15 protein-coding genes are annotated in these 17,804 nt (G+C 69.1%); 8 read left to right on the top strand and 7 right to left on the bottom strand.

Annotated features, from left to right (window positions below; translation table 11 throughout):
* Positions 1 to 1,975 precede the first annotated feature (1,975 nt).
* The 3 genes from F8271_RS21670 (at position 1,976) to F8271_RS21660 (ending at position 3,510) form a co-directional block, all read left to right on the top strand.
* Complete coding sequence (locus F8271_RS21670) at positions 1,976 to 2,578, top strand: type II toxin-antitoxin system Phd/YefM family antitoxin (RefSeq protein ID WP_151491660.1); 603 nt, start codon at positions 1,976 to 1,978, stop codon at positions 2,576 to 2,578.
* 150 nt (positions 2,579 to 2,728) lie between these two features.
* On the top strand, positions 2,729 to 2,917 hold the full coding sequence (locus F8271_RS21665; protein WP_151491659.1) for a hypothetical protein: 189 nt from the start codon (positions 2,729 to 2,731) through the stop codon (positions 2,915 to 2,917).
* A 152-nt stretch (positions 2,918 to 3,069) separates the two neighbouring features.
* Positions 3,070 to 3,510 carry a hypothetical protein gene (locus F8271_RS21660; protein ID WP_151491658.1) on the top strand — a complete coding sequence of 147 codons (441 nt, stop codon included), beginning with the start codon at positions 3,070 to 3,072 and terminating at the stop codon, positions 3,508 to 3,510.
* Positions 3,511 to 3,871: 361 nt separating this feature from the next.
* Here F8271_RS21660 and F8271_RS21655 read toward each other — a convergent pair whose 3' ends face one another.
* The gene (locus F8271_RS21655; RefSeq protein ID WP_151491657.1) at positions 3,872 to 4,177 is read right to left on the bottom strand and encodes a helix-turn-helix domain-containing protein; all 306 of its coding nucleotides are present in this window, start codon (positions 4,175 to 4,177) and stop codon (positions 3,872 to 3,874) included.
* A complete protein-coding gene (locus F8271_RS21650; protein WP_151491656.1) occupies positions 4,177 to 4,548 on the bottom strand; it encodes a type II toxin-antitoxin system RelE/ParE family toxin in 372 nt (123 codons plus the stop codon). The genes F8271_RS21655 and F8271_RS21650 overlap by 1 nt, the downstream gene beginning before the upstream one ends.
* 652 nt (positions 4,549 to 5,200) lie before the next feature.
* Between F8271_RS21650 and F8271_RS21645 the strand changes: the two genes are divergently transcribed.
* From F8271_RS21645 to F8271_RS21635, 3 genes are all read left to right on the top strand, one after another.
* The gene (locus tag F8271_RS21645) at positions 5,201 to 5,971 is read left to right on the top strand and encodes an IclR family transcriptional regulator (protein ID WP_151491655.1); all 771 of its coding nucleotides are present in this window, start codon (positions 5,201 to 5,203) and stop codon (positions 5,969 to 5,971) included.
* Positions 5,972 to 6,393: 422 nt separating this feature from the next.
* On the top strand, positions 6,394 to 7,824 hold the full coding sequence (locus F8271_RS21640; RefSeq protein WP_151491654.1) for an extracellular solute-binding protein: 1,431 nt from the start codon (positions 6,394 to 6,396) through the stop codon (positions 7,822 to 7,824).
* Between the two features lie 29 nt (positions 7,825 to 7,853).
* Positions 7,854 to 9,857, top strand: a complete 2,004-nt coding sequence (locus tag F8271_RS21635; RefSeq protein ID WP_192580393.1) for an ABC transporter permease subunit — start codon at positions 7,854 to 7,856, stop codon at positions 9,855 to 9,857.
* A gap of 14 nt (positions 9,858 to 9,871) precedes the next feature.
* Here F8271_RS21635 and F8271_RS21630 read toward each other — a convergent pair whose 3' ends face one another.
* The 4 genes from F8271_RS21630 to F8271_RS21615 form a co-directional block, all read right to left on the bottom strand.
* A complete protein-coding gene (locus F8271_RS21630) occupies positions 9,872 to 10,765 on the bottom strand; it encodes a CDP-diacylglycerol diphosphatase (RefSeq protein ID WP_151491652.1) in 894 nt (297 codons plus the stop codon).
* A gap of 553 nt (positions 10,766 to 11,318) precedes the next feature.
* Entirely contained in the window at positions 11,319 to 12,215 is an 897-nt protein-coding gene (locus F8271_RS21625; protein WP_151491651.1) for a helix-turn-helix domain-containing GNAT family N-acetyltransferase, read from the bottom strand.
* A gap of 14 nt (positions 12,216 to 12,229) precedes the next feature.
* The gene (locus tag F8271_RS21620; protein ID WP_151491650.1) at positions 12,230 to 12,634 is read right to left on the bottom strand and encodes a low temperature requirement protein A; all 405 of its coding nucleotides are present in this window, start codon (positions 12,632 to 12,634) and stop codon (positions 12,230 to 12,232) included.
* Positions 12,635 to 12,709: 75 nt separating this feature from the next.
* Positions 12,710 to 13,498 (bottom strand): SAM-dependent methyltransferase, encoded by a 789-nt coding sequence (locus F8271_RS21615; protein ID WP_151491649.1) that lies wholly within the window; start codon positions 13,496 to 13,498, stop codon positions 12,710 to 12,712.
* Positions 13,499 to 13,643: 145 nt separating this feature from the next.
* Here F8271_RS21615 and F8271_RS21610 point away from each other — a divergent pair, with 145 nt between their 5' ends.
* On the top strand, positions 13,644 to 14,108 hold the full coding sequence (locus F8271_RS21610; protein WP_151491648.1) for a hypothetical protein: 465 nt from the start codon (positions 13,644 to 13,646) through the stop codon (positions 14,106 to 14,108).
* A 14-nt stretch (positions 14,109 to 14,122) separates the two neighbouring features.
* On the opposite strand, the gene F8271_RS21605 is transcribed toward F8271_RS21610, so the two are convergent.
* Positions 14,123 to 16,522, bottom strand: coding sequence for a glycoside hydrolase family 65 protein (locus tag F8271_RS21605; protein ID WP_192580392.1), 2,400 nt, complete (start codon positions 16,520 to 16,522; stop codon positions 14,123 to 14,125).
* A 172-nt stretch (positions 16,523 to 16,694) separates the two neighbouring features.
* Between F8271_RS21605 and F8271_RS21600 the strand changes: the two genes are divergently transcribed.
* Positions 16,695 to 17,324, top strand: coding sequence for a phosphatase PAP2 family protein (locus F8271_RS21600; protein ID WP_151491647.1), 630 nt, complete (start codon positions 16,695 to 16,697; stop codon positions 17,322 to 17,324).
* Positions 17,325 to 17,804: the final 480 nt, after the last annotated feature.

Here is a 17,804-nt window from a genome sequence, read left to right as displayed (position 1 = left end):
CGCAACGCCCCCAACCAAACCACCGGACCTGAGCCAGCCCCCACACCGCCCCGACCGGGATTTCGTTACCGACCCGCGCTCCTAGGCTGGCACCGCATCCACGGCGAACCCAACATCGCCCGCGCCAACCGCGCCGCGCCGACCGCCGCTCACACGACCTCATCACCGCCGTGACCAGCAGTTACCCCAGAACGCAATAGCCCTGACGCCCTGTGGCGCTCTCGTGGTCAGCCAGCAGCCCGCGTACGAGGTCAGCCAGCAGGGTGATACGCACCACCCACGCCCGCCGACGCACACTGTCCATCCCCGACACCTGGCCCTGGGCCGAAGCGTTCCAACTCTGCTGGCAACGCCTGAGCCTGCCGCTGACCACCTGACCCACCGAAACTGCCGCGCCCACCAGCAGAAAGGCATTTCCCGGACACGGAGAACCGGCGCACCCGCAGCGACACGTGGCCCACCCGCACCCACCACTGTTGGACAAAACGGTCAAGCCGGAACCGTCAGGTAGGGATCAAAGCCCTCTGACGGATCGAGGTGTCGAAGCGAACCGCTACGCAGGATGAAAATAGCTCAATGATCTGCAAGCCCTCACGGGTCGGAGTTTCAGCAGGTCAACCTGCCTTTGCCCAAGGATGACGCCGAGGGAGGGCACTGGCTCATCACCCTGGCCGTGAACCGCCATGCCCCGCGCGTCCGTTGAACGCATGGCAGCGATCAAGTCTTTCCACCAAGGAGGCAAAAGTGCCGAATCTCGATCCGGCGGACACCGAAAGGCTCGAGGAAATGAGAGCCGCACTTGAGAAGCATCCGACTCTCGAGGATTACCTGAAAGCTCGCCCTCCAGGAAGGGGCGTAAGTCGCACGCAGTTGACTTCTTCTCTGCGCGGTGCAACAAAACCGTATCTATTCTTCATGCTTCCACCTAAATTACAAGATAAAGCCATGGTGCGCCATGATGTTGTGGATAACGTGAAGAAAAAGGTTGCAGAACAACGTCGCGTTGACGTAGATTCTTTGACCAAAAAACTCCACCCGAGCTGGGCTTCTGCCTCGAGGGCAGAGCGGAGCGTGCCGGGCGTTTTGCCTCCTTGGCAGGTCGGGCCGGGTGCTTCCGGTGCCGCACCGGTCACCGATCCTCGAACTCCGTTCAGGCCAAGCACTTCGGGTGCGCCCCTGCCGGGCGTACCGCAGCAGACCGGGCCCAGTCTTCGTGAACTTTTAAGGCCTCTCCCCAGCAGCGCCCCGCGATCAAATCCGGTGCCTGGTGTGCCGGGCGGCGTGCCTGCGCAGCAGGTCGGGCCGGGTGCTTCCGGTGCCGCACCGGTCACCGATCCTCGAACTCCGTTCAGGCCGAGTACTTCGGGTGCGCCCTTTGAGCGCGCAGGTGAACACGGGCGCTATGGCATGCCGCTCGTCCCGCAGCCGCTTCACAGCAGCACCTCGGAGTATGTGAGAATGCTTGGGACGGTGGAACACCACCCGCCGCAGCAGCCCGTACCCCCTCAAGTGGACCTCAGACAAGCTGCGTCTCTCGTCAGTTCTGCGGGACCGCCCCCTGTGGCCAGTGGCGAGGCTCGGCATCCGGAGCCCGACCGCAGCCTGAGCAGACACGGTGGCTCCGGCCCCGAAGCAAACAATCGGAACACCACGAGCCGCCGCTAGTAAAAAGATCTCAATCGGCGTCGGCGCACCGCGCCTCGCCCCAGTGCCCAGGGCCCCGGGGTAGTCCGTGGATGTCCTCTTTGGTCGGATCTTGGTTGGTGCCCGATGTAGGGCGAGCACGGCACCTGTGGATCATGGAGTTGTCTAGGCTTCAAGATCCGCAATGGGTGCCGTGCTCGCCGTGTCATCATCGCTCATGGTCTCGGCGGGTCGCGTCGCCGCCCGCGAGGCTTGAGCAGACCGCAGCCACCTACAATGAGACGCATAAGGTGCCTTGCAAAAATATTGCAAGGCACCTTATGCTTTGTCTATGGATTTTGATGTTCCGATGGTCTTCGCCGACCTGGTCGACCGGCTCGGCCCGCCCGTGCCCGTCGAGGAGGCGCGTACCCGGCGCTGGTCCGAACTGGTGGCGGCGGCCGAGGCCGGCACGATTACCCTGATTACCCGTGACGGCTACGAGTGGGCCGCCCTGGTGCCGCTGTCCGAAGTGGCCGAGCCGGTGGCCGCCCTGCCGGTTTGGTCGCTGTCGGAGGCCCGCAACAAGCTCGGCCACGTGGTGCGCGAGAGCCACGCCGTCGCTCAGGTGATCGCCCGGCACCGCCGGCCGATCGCCGCGGTGCTTGACGCCACCGTGCTCGTCGACCGGCCCGCGCCGGCCGCCCGGATCGCCGCCGAGGCGCTGCTGCAGGCCGGGCACCGCATCGAGCTGCGCTTCGACGAGGGCAACCCCGGCCGGATGGGACATGACGGCGACGTCCTCGAGGAGCCCGAGGAGCAGTGCTACCTGGCCACCGCGCTCGACCACGACGAGCGCACCGTCGCGGTCGGTACCGGCCCCACCTTGGGCGAGGCCCTGTTGCGCCTGAGCGCGCCGCCCGCTGTCGAGGTGGCCGACGAGGCACCGTTTTAGCTCGTCGAGTGGCGGGTTCCGTGGCGTCGCAGGCTGCTCCCCGGGTCTGGACGCGCGCGGTGACCGCCAGATCGGCGGCGCGAGCCGGCCCCCTCGCCTGGACAGCATCCGGGGGCCAGCCCGCTACTCCCCGCAAGGAGCAGCACCATCATGGCAAACAGCACCAGCACCAGCACCAGGACCTCGAACGCGACCGCCAACCCGCCCGGCACCACCCAGCTCGGCGACGGCTGCGTCGTCGCGAGCCAGAACGGGCGGATGGTCACCTGCGAGCACGGCCCCGACGTCCCCGACCACATCGCCGCTCGCCGCGGTACTGCCGGGCACCAGCGGCGCTAGCCGAAGCCAGCGTAGAGCCCGGCCGGAGGCGCTTTCTCGGAATCCATCGTCGTGCCCCCGATGCCCTACCGCCCGTGCAGATGATCCGATGAGGCAACAGCAGGGCTGACAGTAGGCTCCCGGTTCAGCGAGACCGACGAAGGAGACAGTCGATGAAGCAGCACACCGCCGAGGGCGCGATGCTCGGGCCGGGCAACTGGTCGCTCGTGCCTCCGGGCAGCGACGACTTCTGGGTCTACGGTGGGGCGGACACGGTCCGTCGTGCGCGCGAGTGGGCACTTGGCCACCAGTACCTGTTGTACCGCGGACCGGCTGAGAAGTGTGTGCACGGGTTGTACCGCATGGACAGCTGCACCTTCTCTGCCTGTACGTCGGTCGGGATGGACCACACCCAGATCTGGGTTCAGCACGACGGCCGCGGCGCTTTCCTTCTGACGCACCCCTACGCTGACGAGATCCCTGCGCCGCTGCGGGTCTACGGCGACATGCACGGCCTGGGGGTCGACTCGTACTCGTTTGATGGCTGGTACGCCGACCGGGCGCTACCAGGGCATTCGCAAGATCGAGCTATGACCGGATATTCGGTTATGTGATAGTCACGCCGGTTCCGGTGGGTACGTAGAAGAGCGCGGCCTTCTGGCGATCATGCAGGTGTCTAGGCTGACGCCCTTTGACCACTCTGCGCAACACCGCGATCAGCCTGCTCCGCCTGGCCGGCGTCGCATCCATCGCGCCAGCCCTACGAAAGAACAGCCGAAACCCGCGCCGATCCCTACAACTACCAGGAATCACCTAGAACGGACATATCTCTACCTTGCGAACGCCCTGGGTGGGCGAGACCGATGCCGCAGTCAGGTTCCCGTTCAAACGGCGAAGCCCCGGCATCAGCCGAGGCTTCGCGATGTGAACGATAAACATGAGCCCAACGCCAGAGGTGCCCTCATGCCCAAGACATCAACTCAGGGTCACCCGTTCGCCATCGAACTCGGCAACAAACTCGGCCTTGCCGCCGAGGGCAGCGATGTACCGGGCAACCGTGCCGACCTCAGTCTTCGGGAGTTCGCCACTCTCGATGGCGACGACGCGCGGCTGTGAAACGTTCATGCGGTCGGCAACCTGCTGCTGAGTCAGGCCGCGCTTCTCGCGCATCTCACGCAGCCGCGTCGCGCGTACCTCGCCATGCATGCGCTCCTTGTGCTGCTCAACCTTGGCCTCGTCGAGGTTCATGCGGGAGCGGACATCCCGCCAGCTTTGCGCCATCAGTGCTGTCCCTTCAGCTCTCGCAGATGATCGGCGAACTTCCTGTCGGCTTCGAGAATGCTGGTTTCGTACCAGACCTTCCAGTTGCCGCTCTTGTCACCCGCCACCAGCAGGATGGCTTCCCGCTGAGGATCGAAGGCGAACAGGATACGGATCTCGGTTCCCCCTGCCGAGCCTGGCCGCAACTCCTTCATGTTCTTGTAGTTCGAGCCCTTGACTCGATCAACCAAGGGTCGACCGAGCGCCGGACCCTCGGCGGCGAGCAGATCAATGGCCGCAGCCACCTGGTCAGCGGAGTCGGGGTCAGACTTCGCCAGGTCAAGCAGCCAGTCCTCGACGCCCTCGGTAAGGCCGACCTCCCACTCGCCCACCCACCCACTATAGCCCAGAAATAATGCCTGCGTTATCGGAAGTGAGAGCGCGGGCAGAGGGTAGAAGTCGACGCCAGGGACGAGACCTCCCGCTGCCGCCGGTCATCGGTGCCGAGTTCAGCCCCGAGCGCATGGATGGGCGCGACCGGCTCGGACCTCCTTGCTGGGCGGTCGTCATAGCCCTCCACGGCCCGAAGGCAAGGAGAAGTGGCCGGCAAGCGGGCAGCACCCGGGACCGGGGGTGCTCCACGGGTGCTCGGATGCTCCGGTACCGGACGGACTCACATCGCGATGGCCGGATTCGCGCCTCCGCCGGTCACTCATCGTGGCGTCACTCCCCATAGACGTGGCGCGGACCAGCCCAGACGCAGCCGGACAACACGGTCGGGATCCGGGCGGCGGAAAACTCCGATGCGCCGAAGTGGTTTTGTCTCATTCTGCGCACTTTTAATCCATAGGTTCAGGGTTCGAGTCCCTGGCGGCCCACCACAGCGAGTACGCCGACACGTGCTGCGGCGGGCACCGTCCAGGTCTTGACCGGCGGCCGGATCGCCGGAACCTGGCGCTGGTGGCTGACGTGGCTATCCTCTTCAGGTGCTGGCCCAAGTGGAGATCGTTGCCACGGGTCCGGCACTGCGAAGGGACTATCGACATGCCCCGTGTGGTACCGGCGGTCATCCGCGCACTCGACGTGCTCGAACTGTTCCTGGACTGCCCGCAACTGTCGGCCCGCCAGGTGATGGAGCGGCTCGACCTGCCCCGCACCACCGTCCACGAACTGCTCGTCACGCTTGAGGCTCGCTCGTACCTGATCTCGGTGCCGGGTCAGCCGGTGCAGTACCGGCTCGGCATGCCGTTGTTCCAGCTCGGTGCGGCGTTCGCCGGCCGGCTTGACCTGGTACGCGAGGCGCAGAGCGTCGCGCGGGACATGGCCGCCGCGTGCGACGAGGCGGTGCACGTGGCCGTGCTCGACGGCGCCGATGTCATCTACCTCGTCAAGTTCGACAGCACGCACCCCGTGCGGATGGTCTCCGGGGTCGGACTGCGGCTGCCGGCGCACTGCACGGCGGTCGGCAAGATACTGCTGTCGGGCCTCGGTGCGGCGGATCTGGACGCCGTTCTGCTGAAGGACCCCCTGCCGGGCATGACGCCGGACAGCATCACTGACCCGGACCGTCTGCGCGACCAACTCGACCGTGTCCGGGCGGAGGGCGTCGCGGTCGACATCGGCGAGTCTGACAGCGCCATGCGCTGCGTCGCTGCGGCGATCCGGGACCATTCCGGCGCCATCATCGCTGGGATGAGCCTGTCCGCGCCGATCATCCGCTGGACGCCCCAGTCGCAGGTGGAGTGGACCGGGCTGGTTCGCGAGGGCGCCGCCGAGCTGTCCGCGCGCATGGGTTACCGGGCCCAGGCTCGATAGCCGACCTCCCGTTTTCGGTTCGAAACAGCGCCGAAACATTGACATCTCTCATGGCGTTGCTCTAGCGTCGCGACCACTCGATACGGTATATCGAACTCAGTTCGAAATCTCGAACGGTGGTGGTCCCGTGATCCGCCCGAACTGGAACGCCAGCGCCACTGCCTCGGCCCGGTCGCCGATCACCTCGACCTCGTCGCGCCACCCGGCGAGCGGAACCCGGAATCTCTCGGGCGGTTCAGACGAAGCGTGTGTGACGGGCGGGCCCGCTCACCACCGTGGCAACCCACGAACGAACTGACCTCTACGGGCGACGGTCCGTGGTCGCCGCCACAGCGACACAACTGGACGACAAGCATCGCGGTGATTGCCGGTACGCCTTCGGCGTGCGGCCGCGCGCGGGGAGATGAGGGAGACGAATGTCCATGAAGGACGAACCGGCGTGGTCTCGGCGCGGCTTTCTGGGAATGGGGGTGGGAGTGCTCGGCGCGGCCGGTCTGGCCGCGTGTGGGGGCACCTCCGAATCGCCCACCCGGGTGCAGGCGGAGGTTCCGCAGGAGCTGATCGACGCGGCAGCGGCGATGAAAGGCTCCTCGATGGGGATGCTGTCGCAGAAGTTGTACTCGACGGCGGCGAACGAGGCCCTCGACAGCTCGATCAAGAAGTTCGCCGACACCACCGGAACGAAGATCGAGAACAGCCTGGTCCAGGCCGACGCCGGTGACGTGGTCGCCAAGATCGACGCCGAGGTCAAGGGCGGAGTGGCGCGTGACCTGGCGTTCATGACCGACTCCCGGTTCGTCGCGCAGTTCCAGGCGCTGGGCGACCTGGAGGACGTGACGGACGTCGTCCAGGCGCTGACCGCCAAGTACGGCGAACCCTGCGCCGAGGCCAAGAACTTCTGCGTCTTCGACGGCAGGTGGTTCGCGATCCCGTACCACTTCATCGGGATCGGGTCGTTCCTGCGCAAGGACTGGATGCAGGACAAGGGCATCACGCCCAAGGACATCTACAGCTGGGAAGAGCTGCGGGACCTCTGTCTGGAGATCTCCGATCCGACCAAACGCCGGTTCGGCTGGGGCATGACGGTCAACCGGTCCGGTGACGGCAACGGCATGATCGAGGCACTGATCAACGCGTACGGCGGGTCGATCGCCTCCAACGACGGCCGGAAGGTCACGTTCGACTCCCCGGAGACCGTGCAGGCGGTGACCTTCCTGGGCGACATCTACACCAACTCCAAGTACAAGCCGATGCTGCCGCCGGGGATCGCCAGCTGGACCGACACCAGCAACAACGAGAACTGGCTCGCCGGAATCCTCGGCTACACCCGCAACCAGTTCAGCGTCTACGCGGACTCCAGGACCAAGAAGAACCCGGTGCACGCGAACACCCACGTCTTCTCCGACTGCATCGGGCCGGCGACCAACAATCCGCTGCTGCTCGGCCAGTCGCAGGGTTTCGTCGTCTTCAAGGGCGCCAAGAACCCGGCGCTCGCCAAGCTCCTGGCGCAGTACCTGGTCAGCGCGCCCGCGCTGCTCGGGGTGGCGAAGGAGGCTCCCGGCCTGGTGATGCCCGCGTGGCAGAAGGTCTGGGACGCCGACCCGTTCTTCACCAGCGGCGACCCGGCGTTCCCCATGCTCCGTAAGATCACCGAACTGTCGCTGCCGCTGAACACGAAGAACGGCCTGACCTTCCCGCAGAAGGCCAGCGCGGGCCAGCAGGCAGTGGGTTCGGCCTACGTCCTGACCGACATGATGCAGCAGGTCGTCCAGGGCACGGCGCCGGCGCAGGCCGTGAAGGCCGCCCACACGAAGATGGTGCAGATCTTCAACCAGCAGGGGCTGCGGCAGTGAGGTCGGTCCGTCCCGCGCGGGTCCCGACGGTGAGGAAATCCCTGCCGTCGGGGCCTGGCTCCCTCACCGCGACCCAGCGACGGCTGGGTCGTGACTGGCGGCTGGCGGCGCTGTTCCTGGCGCCGATGGCCGTCCTGGTCGGCGGTCTCGTGCTCGTGCCGATCGCCCGGTCGATCGTCACCAGCAGCACGGAACGACACGGGCAGGACACCGTCTTCGTCGGGCTGGACAACTACCTCGCCCTCGTCGGCGACGACCAGTTCCACACCGGCGTGGTGAACTCGTTCGTCTTCACCGCGTACGCCGAGGTTTTCAAGGTTGTTCTGGGGTTGTCCGCGGCCCTGCTGCTGCATCACCGACGCCGCGGGCGGGCGGTGCTGGCCGGGCTGCTCCTGGTGCCGTGGGTGGTGCCGACGGTGGTGACGGCGTTCAGCTGGCGCGCGTTGCTCGACCCGATCTTCGGCAGCGTCAACACCCTGCTCACCGCCACCGGGATCGGGCCGCTGCTGGCCAGCGCACACCTGGTGGACAGCTGGCCCGCCGGCTGGCTGTCCGACCCGTCGCTGGCCATGCCGTCGGTGATCCTCGTGAACGTCTGGAAGGGGGTGCCGTTCTTCACCGTGTGTTTCCTCGCGGGGTTGAAGGCCATCCCGGCGGACCTCTACGAGGCGGCGACCATCGACGGTGCCTCGTCCTGGCAGCGGTTCGCCAACGTGACGCTGCCCGGACTACGTCACGTGATCACCGTGACGGTGACCCTGTCGTCGATCTGGACGTTCAACAACTTCGACCTGGTCTGGCTGTTGACGCAGGGCGGCCCGGGAGACGTGACCGCGCCCTACGTGCTCGTCGCGTACTCGAAGGCGATCCTGCAGTTGCAGTACGGTGCCGGCGCGGCGGTCACGCTCGTCATGCTGCCGGTCATCGGCGGGCTGGTGTTCGTCCTGGTCCGGTTGTTGCGCCAGGACGGCGCCAGCAAACTGCCCCGGCGACGGCGGGCGGCACGCTGGACCGGAGCGCGGCGGTGGGCCGGTACGGCGCGCAAGGCGCTGCCGTGGATCGTCACCGCAGTGGTCACCGGCCTGCTGGCCTGGGCGTCGCCGCAGATCTTCTGGAAGGCGGCGGTCGTCCTCGGGGTGATCCTGCTGATCGCGACGGCGGTCGGCCGGGTGGTCTCCGCGCTGTCGTCCCGCGGCGGTCGCCGGTCGTCGTCCGTGGTGTCGGGCCTGGGGTCGTGGGTCGCGCTGGCCGGGCTGCTCTTCTTCGTGCTGGGCCCGCTGTACTGGATCGGCGTCACGGCGTTCAAGTCGGAGGGTCAGGTCGTCATGCGAACCGACGACCTGTGGCCGACGCCGTGGACCCTGGAGCAGTTCAGCGCCCTGTTCGCCAACCAACCGTTCGGCCGCTGGTATCTCAACACCCTGCTGGTGTCCGCGGCGTCCACCGCGGTGGCACTGGTCTGCGCCGCCCTGGCCGGCTACGCGTTGGCCCGGCTGCGATTCCGGGGGGCGCAGGGCTTCACCGTCACGGTGCTGCTCACCTACGTGATGCCGGGCGCACTGCTGTTCATCCCGCTGTACCAGATGCTCATCGGCGCGCGGCTCACCGACTCGTTGTGGTCGCTGGTGGTGACGTACCCGACCTTCACGCTGCCGTTCGCCACCTGGCTGCTGGTGGGCTACTTCTCGTCGATCCCCGTCGAGCTGGAGGAGGCCGCCCTCGTCGACGGCTGCACCCGCCTCCAGGCGTTCGGCCGGGTGGTGCTGCCGCTGGCCAAGCCGGGGCTGCTGGCGGTCGCGCTCTTCACCCTGACCAATGCCTGGAACGAGTTCCTCTTCGCCTTCGTGTTCATCACGAAGGACGAGTACAAGACGCTCCCGGTGGGGATGCAGTCGATGATCGCCGGGGACGTCGTACCGCAAGGCCAGCTCGCCGCGGCGTCACTGCTCGTCAGCATCCCCGTGGTCATCATGTACGCCCTCGGGCAGCGTTTCCTCACCGAAGGGCTCACCGCTGGCGCGGTCAAGGGTTGACCGGCTGCCGAGAGTCAGTTGTAGGCGAGCAGGAAGTCCACGGTTCCGGTGCCGCCCGGCTGGCCGGGTGGGGTCTGGAGGGCGGGTTCGCTGTTCAGGACATAGAACCCGCCGTTGCCGACCAGGCGAGGGGTGACTGCCATCGCCTGGTCGGCCATGTTCGCCCCGGTCGGTAGCACCACGCTGTCGCGCAGCAGCGTGAACAGGTTGGTGTTCAGGTTCGAGACGTGGAGCACCCGGTACGAGCGGGGGGCCGGCATCCCGGTACTCGTCAGGCCCCAGATCGGGACGATCTGGCTTCGCCAGTTCGCCGGGTTGTTGGTGATCGAGTTGTCATAGGCGTTGAGCTGGGTCTGGATACCACTGTGGATGCCGGCCAGATGGATGTGCAGCTGGTCCTGGTCACGGGTGGTGGCCGAATTGATCCCGAGGCCAATGTTCGGGTACACGACGTGTGAGGGTTGACCGGGCTGGGCGTTGATCCATGCGTCCAGCCAGTAGTTCGGCGCGGCGTTGGTCGCGATGAACGGGCATTCGATGCCATTGATCCGGCAGGTCGGTACCAGCAGGAAGTTGTGCGTGTTCGGTGGTCTGCCGTTGAGCACCACGTAGTCGGACGTCGTGGTCAGACAGTTGGTCGGCGGTGTGGTCCTCGTACCCAGGCAGACCTGCACCCTGTCCCAGAGGTCGTACCTGCCGCCGGTCTGGTTGGTGAAGCCGCACAGGGCCGACTGTTGCGGGCAGTTGGCCCCACCCAGGTCAGGTGGGGAGGGCTGAGGGGTCTGACCACCGTCGGCCATACCGCCGTCCGCGCCGGCCAGCGCCAGCAGTCCGCCGGCGCCGGCGACCCCCGACAGCTTGACGAACTGGCGCCTATGAATCACATCGGTCCGCTTGTCACCGCTCACTGTCGCCCTCCGCCACGACGATCCGGGGTCGTTGCCCAGCAACGCTTTCCAGCCCGCACGGCGCGCGAACTCCCGGGCAGGGATTCGGACTCCCAGGCTGGAACGTGTCGACGGTAGGACGAATCATCCTCACCCCGCCGGGTCACCGGCAGCGAGTCCCCTGATCGTGGCCCTGGCGCGGTCGCGGCCGGTCAGGGTGTGGTCGGCGTGCGTGGACCCGGCCGGTGGGCGGGTTGAACGGATGTGACCGCAACCCGGTCCGCGAATTAGCCCGGATCTACCGGTACGCGGCGCACGGTTGACCGTTCACGTCGGGTGTCGTGACGTTGATGACGTGGCCGATCGGTACCCGTTGCTCGCGTGGCATGCCGAGGGCGGTGAAGCGAACTGACCGCGTGTCGAACCAGAACGCGGCACAGGGTCCGCTCACCTGCGCCCCCTCGGGAAATCGGAGCGTCACCCGAGCCCGCCGTCGTCGAGGATTTCTTCCAGTGTGGCGGTCACCGGTCCGCGGTCCCTCCGGACTCGCCAGATCACCTGGCGGTCGGGGCCATCACCGTCCCAGCTGCTTCTCGAACCAGTGGTGGGCGTAGTACTCGGTGTTGTACGCCTCGATCTCCCGGTAACCCGTCGCGCGGTACAGGGCGATGGCCTCGGTGAGGTTGCGGTTGGTGTCCAGCCGGACGGCGGTCGCGCCGCGCTCCGCCGCATACCGTTCCAGCTCGCTCAGCAGCCGCCGCCCGACGCCGAGCCCGCGTACGGTGTCCGCCACCCAGACGCGTTTGATCTCGGCGGGTGCGTCGCGGTGGAGTTTGACGGCGCCGCAGCCGATCGGTTCGGTGTTGAGGGTCGCGAGGAGGACGACCCCGGCGGGTGGGATGAGTGCCTCGTCGGGGAGCTGCTTGCTCAGTGCCGGGTCGAACCCGTCGTCGAATCGGCGTGCGATGTCCCGGACGTACGCCCGCAGGCATGCGCGGACCCGCGGGTCGCCGGGTGGGCACGGCTCGATGACGACCATCGACCCGATGAGCAGTCGTTCGACCTCGGCCATGGCGGTGACGAGTCGTTCGCGGCGGTTTTCGGTGAGCGGTTCGAGGATCGAGGCGGCGAGTTCGTCGGACCGCTCGTCGAGTTGGGTCCATTCGGTCCGGCCGGCGTCGGTGAGCTGCACGGTGCGTACCCGGCCGTCGCCGCCGGCCTGGTCGGCCTGCCCGACGGTGATCAACCCTTCGGACTCCAGAGTGCGCAGGAGCCGGCTGAGGTATCCCGAGTCGAGGCCGAGCCGGGCCCGTAGTGCCGCGACCTCGGCGCCGGCGGGACCGATCTCCCAGAGCAGGCGGGCCTGCCCGAGGGGGCGACCCTGGGCCATGTACTCGTCGTCGAGCGCACCCACCCGTTGGGTGACCGTCCGGTTGAACCGCCGCACGGCGGCGATGAGCGTGGAGTCCATATACCTGACTTTAGTCAGGTGATCGGGCTCGGCGGTAGGAGGATCCGCAGCGCCCGGCGCCGGACCAGATGGACCGCGACGTACGCGCCCGCGAACAGCCCGGCCCGTCCGTGCAGCGCCTGCGGGATCGCCACCCCGGCCAGCACACTGCCCAGCGTGGCGGCGACCAGCACCGCTCGGATGACCGGGGTCTCCGGGTCGTACCAGTCGGCGGTCCAGGTGGTGGTCACCCAGATCCACCAGACACCGGCCAGCAGCAGGGCGGTCCGCAGCGTCCCGCCCAGGGTGAGGTCGTGCAACAGGTGCTGGGCCAGCTGGCTGAGGGCGAGGACGAACGCCAGGTCGAAGAACAGCTCCAGGAAGGAGGCGCTGAGCGGTGCGTCACTCCCCCGTAGCACCCGCTCGGGCCTGCTCGCCATCGGCGCTTCCTCCTCCGGTGGCACGCGCTGCGTCCGTCGTACCACCCGGAGCCGGCCGCCGGCGGCGAAAGCGGGTCAGCGGCGGACGCCGACCCCCGCGTAGCCGTGCGAATCCACGGCCTCCGACTCGCCGTCCGGCCGCCACCGGGTGGTCTCCACCAGGCCGGGCTCCACCAGGTCGTACCCGGCGAAGAAGCTCAACGTCTCGGCGTGCGTGCGCGGCACCAGCGGCGCGCTGCTGTTGCGGTAGATGGCCTTCCCGCGCTCGGCCAGCTCCGGTGCGATGCCGTCCAACGTCAGGTGCGACAGCACCAGATGGCTGCCCGGCACGCTCGCGTCGCGCAGTCGGGCGACCGCCGCCCACGGGTCGTCGTCGTTCGACACGAAGTGCAGCACCGCGAGGAGCAGCACCGCCACCGGCTGGTCCAGGTCGAGCGTGCCCCGCACGTCCGGGTGTGCCAGCAGGTCGTCGGGCCGGCGCAGGTCACCCTGGACGACGGCCGTGCCGGGCACGTCCGTCAACAACTGCCGGGCGTACGCGACGGCCACCTCGTCGTAGTCGACGTAGACCACCCGCGCGTCCGGCGCCACCGTCCGCACCACCTCGTGCACCGTGCCCTGGGTGGGCAGCCCGGCACCGATGTCCAGAAACTGGCGTACGCCCTGCGCGGCGGCGTACTCGACCGCTCGGCGCAGGAAGTGCCGGTTGGTCTGGGCGGCGACCCCGGTCTCCGGAAAGATCTCCAGCACCCGTTCGGCGGCGGCCCGGTCGGCGGCGAAATTGTGGCTGCCACCCAGGAAGTAGTCGTACATCCGGGCGACGTTGGGTCGGGCGGTGGCGTCGGCTGCCGGCTGGTCGGTCACGAGAGGTCCCTTCGACGGCGCGGTCGGATCTCGATGTCTAGCACCCGCGGCGACGACCCGCCGACCCCTCGTGTCGTTGATCCGGCTGCACCCATGGTCATCGCAGACCACGGTGGGGGCACCCACTCAACGAGGAGGGACGCCGATGACCACTCAGCGGGAAACCGTGCAGGTCGACAACGACCTGTTCCGCGCCGTGTACGACTCGCCCAGCTCGCTGCCCGGCCGGCACCGGTGGACCACCGGCGAGTCGGACGTCCGGCGGTTGGAGAAGCTGCTCGGCATGCCGCCACGCAGCATCGGCGCTCCGCTCTGGGTCAGCGGTGACGAACCGGACTGCCCGAAGTGCGGCCGGCGGCTCACCTGGTACGACATCGTCTCGTCGGCGCTCTCCGGCCTGCACGACAAGGCCATGATCGCGACCGTCATCCTGGGCGACCGCAAATACGTCAACACCGAGGTCCCCGATGCCATCGCCGGCGTACGGTGCTCCGACTGCCACACCGCGATCGACGGCCTACGCAGCTTCAAGTGCCACAACTGGGCGTACGCCTTCGAGGCACTGGAGGCCGTCCGCGAACGGATGGCGGGCGGCCCCGGGCCGACCTGAGCAAACCCGGCGGATCAGTCGGTCGAGCGGCGGGTGGGGCGGCGACCCGGCGGGGAGGGTGGTTCCGGCCCGGGGTCGGGCACCGGCGGCATCGGCCGGGTGACCGGCGCGGCACCGGTGACCCGCAGCGACTCGCCGTGGTGCCACAGCTCGACCTCGACGTCCGCGGCGGCGTCGGGCAGCTCGTAGCGGGCCTCGGCGGGAGTCAAGGTGACCCGCAGCCGGTGCCCGCGCCAGCGCAGGCTGAATGCCAGCCGGTCGATCCGCCGCGGTAGCCGGGGATCGAAGGAGAGCACCCCACGGTCGTCGCGCAGCCCACCGAAGCCCTGCACCAGCGCCAGCCACGCACCGGCCAGCGACGCCAGGTGCAGCCCGTCGGCGGTCTTGTCGCCCAGGTCCGCCAGGTCCTGCAGCACCGACTCGGCGAACAGGTCGTACGCCAGATCCAGATGCCCGACCTCGGCGGCCAGCACGGCCTGCGGTGCGGCCGACAGAGACGAGTCGCGGACCGTGCGGGCCTCGTAGTAGGCCAGGTTGCGGGCCTTCTCGGCGGCGGTGAACTCGCCGGGGCAGAGCTGCATGGCCAGCACCAGGTCGGCCTGTTTGACCACCTGTTTGCGGTACAGCTCCAGGTACGGATAGTGCAGCAGCAGGGGGTAGTCGTCCTCGTCGGTGCTCGCGAAGTCCCACTCCGGCTGCGCGGTGAAACCGGCGGCCTGCTGGTGCACCCCGCGCTCGCGGTCGTACGGGATGGCCATCGCGTCGGCGGCGGCCCGCCAGCCGGTCACCTCGACCCGGTCCACACCGAGCCGACCGGCCAGCTCGGGCAGGCGCTCGGCGGCGTCCGCCGCGCCCCGCAGATTGCGCCTGGCCATCAGGTTGGTGAAGACGTTGTCGTCGACCAGCGCGGCGTACTCGTCCGGGCCGGTCACCCCGTGCAGGTGGAAGGTCGTCGAGTCGGACCAGTGGCCGAAACCGTGCCACAGCCGGGCCGTCTCCACGAGCAGTTCCAGCCCCGCCTCGGCGAGGAAGCGCTGGTCATCGGTCGCCGCCACGTAACGCAGTACCGCGTCGGCGATGTCGGCGTTGACGTGCAGCGCGGCGGTGCCCGCCGGCCAGTAGCCGGAGCACTCCCGGCCGCCGATGGTCCGCCACGGGAACGTCGCGCCGGTCAGCCGCAGCTCAGCGGCCCGCTCCCGGGCCTCCGGCAGGTGCGCGTGCCGCCACCTCAGCGCAGAGCGGGCCACCGCCGGAGCCAGATAGGTCAGCACCGGCAGGACGTAGCTCTCGGTGTCCCAGAGCACGTGCCCGTCGTAGCCGTTGCCGGTCAGCCCCTTGGCCGAGATGGTCCGGTCCCCGTCCGGACGACCCGCCTGGATCAGGTGGAACATCGCGAACCGGAGGGCCTGCTGAAGGTCCGGGTCACCGTCGAGCTGCACGTCGGCGACCTGCCAGGCCGCGTCGAGGGCGGCACGCTGGTCGGTGAGCAGCGCGTCGAAGCCGTCCGCGCGGGCCGCATCCGCCTCGGCGGCCACCAGGCCCGCCAGTTCGTCGACGGGCGTACCGTCGACCGTTCCGCACTCGTACGCGGCGAACTTCGTCAACCGCAGCCGCTCCCCCGGGTGCAGCCGGCCCGCCACGGTCAGCCGTACCCGGTCCGGGGTCGCGTCACCGGTGACCGTCACCGTGCCCGGGGCGTCCACCAGGTGGCTGACCGCCACCGCGACCCGCTGGCCGCTGCGCTCGGTGCGGTGCACCAGCACCCCGTCGAGGCCGTCCGCGCGGTACGCCTCACCGGTCAGCGGGTCGGTGAGCACCGAGGCCGCCCGGGGGTCGTCCGAGCGTTCCGGCACCCTCTCGTTGGCCAGCAGATCCGAGCAGACCCGCAGCTCGACGGAACCGTCCAGCGGCTCGACCTCGTACCGGACGGCGGCCACCGGCCGCCGGGGCAGCGACACCAGCCGGGTGCTACGGATGCGTACCCCCCGCCCGGCCGGCGAGATCCACTCGGTGTCCCGGCGCAGCACACCCGCGCGCAGGTCGAGCACCCGTTCGTGGCTGCGCAGCGTCCCGGTGCGGAGGTCCAGCGGCTCGTCGTCCACCCAGAGCCGGATCAGCGCGGCGTTCGGCGCGCTCACGACAGTGTCGCTGGCCTGCGGAAACGCGTACCCCTCCTCGGGGTAGCTCAGCTCCCGCCGCTCGTGGAAGCCGTTGACGTAGCTGCCCGGCATCCCGCACGGCACGCCCTCGTCGAGGACGCCACGCCAGCCCACCCACCCGTTGCCCAACGCGAAGATCGACTCGGTCTCGCCGAGCCGGTCCAGGTCCGCCGCCGTACGCCGGATCCGCCAGATCTCGTCACCCACCGCCCCGGCAGCGGACGACGGTTGATCGGTGGCCGAACTGGTGTACACGAAGCCTCCTGTGGATGCCGACGTCCCCGACCAGCCAAGCAGAGCAGGCTGTGCGGTTGCTGGACGAAGGTCGCGCGACCGGCCTGACCTCCCTCCACGCAGCGGTGCCCTCTGCCGCGTTTATACGATGTCCCCCAGGTGAACGAGGTACGAACATATGGCGAGGTGATGCATGGCCGACAGCGGCAGCATGGACGTTCCGGAGATCAGCGCCGAGTGGTACCGCGACGTCGTCAACGCCGCCGCCGGCAGCCCCGACCCGTTGCGGTGGTTCGTCGGGCACGCCACCGAGTGGGTGCTCCTGCTGCTCGGCGCGCTGCTGCTGGTGGCCGCGCTGAGACGCCTGTCCGGTGGCCCGCACGACCGCGCACTCGCCCTGGTCGCGCCGGTGCCGACCCTCCTGGCGTACGCCAGCAGCGAATGGCTCAAGACCGTCGTCGACGAGGATCGGCCCTGCCGGGCGGTCGGCCGGGCGATCATCGCGGGCACCTGCCCACCACCGGGGGACTGGTCGTTCCCCAGCAACCACGCCACCATCTCCGGTGCCCTGGCGGTCACCACGCTGCTGCTGTCCCGCCGGCTCGGACTGATCGCGCTGCCACTGGCCGTGCTGGCCGCCTTCTCCCGCGTCTTCGTGGGCGTGCACTACCCGCACGACGTGGCCGCGGGCGTACTGCTCGGCGCCCTGTTCGCCGCCCTACTGACCCCACTGCTGGCCCGCCCGACCGCCGAGGCGCTCCGCCGCCGGGCCGACCGCACCACCCGCCCAACCTCAAAACTGGCAAGCCGTACCCGTCCCTGACCGCGGGCCTGCGCGGCGGGTCCGCGCGGCGGGTCCGCGCGGCGGGTCCGCCCGCCGGGTCCGCGCGCCGGGTCCGCCCGCCGGGTCCGCCCGCCGGGTCCGCCCGCCGGGTCCGCGCGCCGGGTCCGCGCGGCGGGTCCGCCCGCAAGATCGTGCTTGATCCTGGTTCTAGTGGCCTCTCAGACCGGCCGAGACCACTACATCCTGGATCGAGCACGATCTTGCGGGCGGCCGGGCGGCCGGGCGGCCAGGCGCAGGGCGGCGGGTCCGCGCGGCGCAGGCCGGCCGGGCACGGCGCAGGCCGGCCGGGCACGGCGCAGGGCGGCCGGGCACGGCGCAGGGCGGCCGGGCACGGCGCAGGGCGGCGGGTCCGTGCGGCGCAGGCCGGCCGGGCGCGGCGCAGGACGGCCGAGCGCGGCGCAGGACGGCCGAGCGCGGCGCAGGGCGGCGGGTCCGCGCGGCGCAGGGCGGCGGGGCGCG

The sequence above is a fragment of the Micromonospora sp. ALFpr18c genome (assembly GCF_008868155.1).
Lineage (GTDB): Bacteria > Actinomycetota > Actinomycetes > Mycobacteriales > Micromonosporaceae > Micromonospora.
This window is presented reverse-complemented; position numbering and strand designations above follow the sequence as displayed.

Excerpts from the sequence above, each read along its gene's own strand:
- F8271_RS21660 (WP_151491658.1), top strand. The coding sequence starts at position 3,070 with ATGAAGCAGCACACCGCCGAGGGCGCGATGCTCGGGCCGGGCAACTGG.
- F8271_RS21620 (WP_151491650.1), bottom strand. The coding sequence starts at position 12,634 with ATGGCGAGCAGGCCCGAGCGGGTGCTACGGGGGAGTGACGCACCGCTC.
- F8271_RS21670 (WP_151491660.1), top strand. The coding sequence starts at position 1,976 with ATGGATTTTGATGTTCCGATGGTCTTCGCCGACCTGGTCGACCGGCTC.
- F8271_RS21600 (WP_151491647.1), top strand. The coding sequence starts at position 16,695 with ATGGCCGACAGCGGCAGCATGGACGTTCCGGAGATCAGCGCCGAGTGG.
- F8271_RS21610 (WP_151491648.1), top strand. The coding sequence starts at position 13,644 with ATGACCACTCAGCGGGAAACCGTGCAGGTCGACAACGACCTGTTCCGC.
- F8271_RS21655 (WP_151491657.1), bottom strand. The coding sequence starts at position 4,177 with ATGGCGCAAAGCTGGCGGGATGTCCGCTCCCGCATGAACCTCGACGAG.
- F8271_RS21640 (WP_151491654.1), top strand. The coding sequence starts at position 6,394 with ATGAAGGACGAACCGGCGTGGTCTCGGCGCGGCTTTCTGGGAATGGGG.
- F8271_RS21645 (WP_151491655.1), top strand. The coding sequence starts at position 5,201 with ATGCCCCGTGTGGTACCGGCGGTCATCCGCGCACTCGACGTGCTCGAA.
- F8271_RS21665 (WP_151491659.1), top strand. The coding sequence starts at position 2,729 with ATGGCAAACAGCACCAGCACCAGCACCAGGACCTCGAACGCGACCGCC.
- F8271_RS21625 (WP_151491651.1), bottom strand. The coding sequence starts at position 12,215 with ATGGACTCCACGCTCATCGCCGCCGTGCGGCGGTTCAACCGGACGGTC.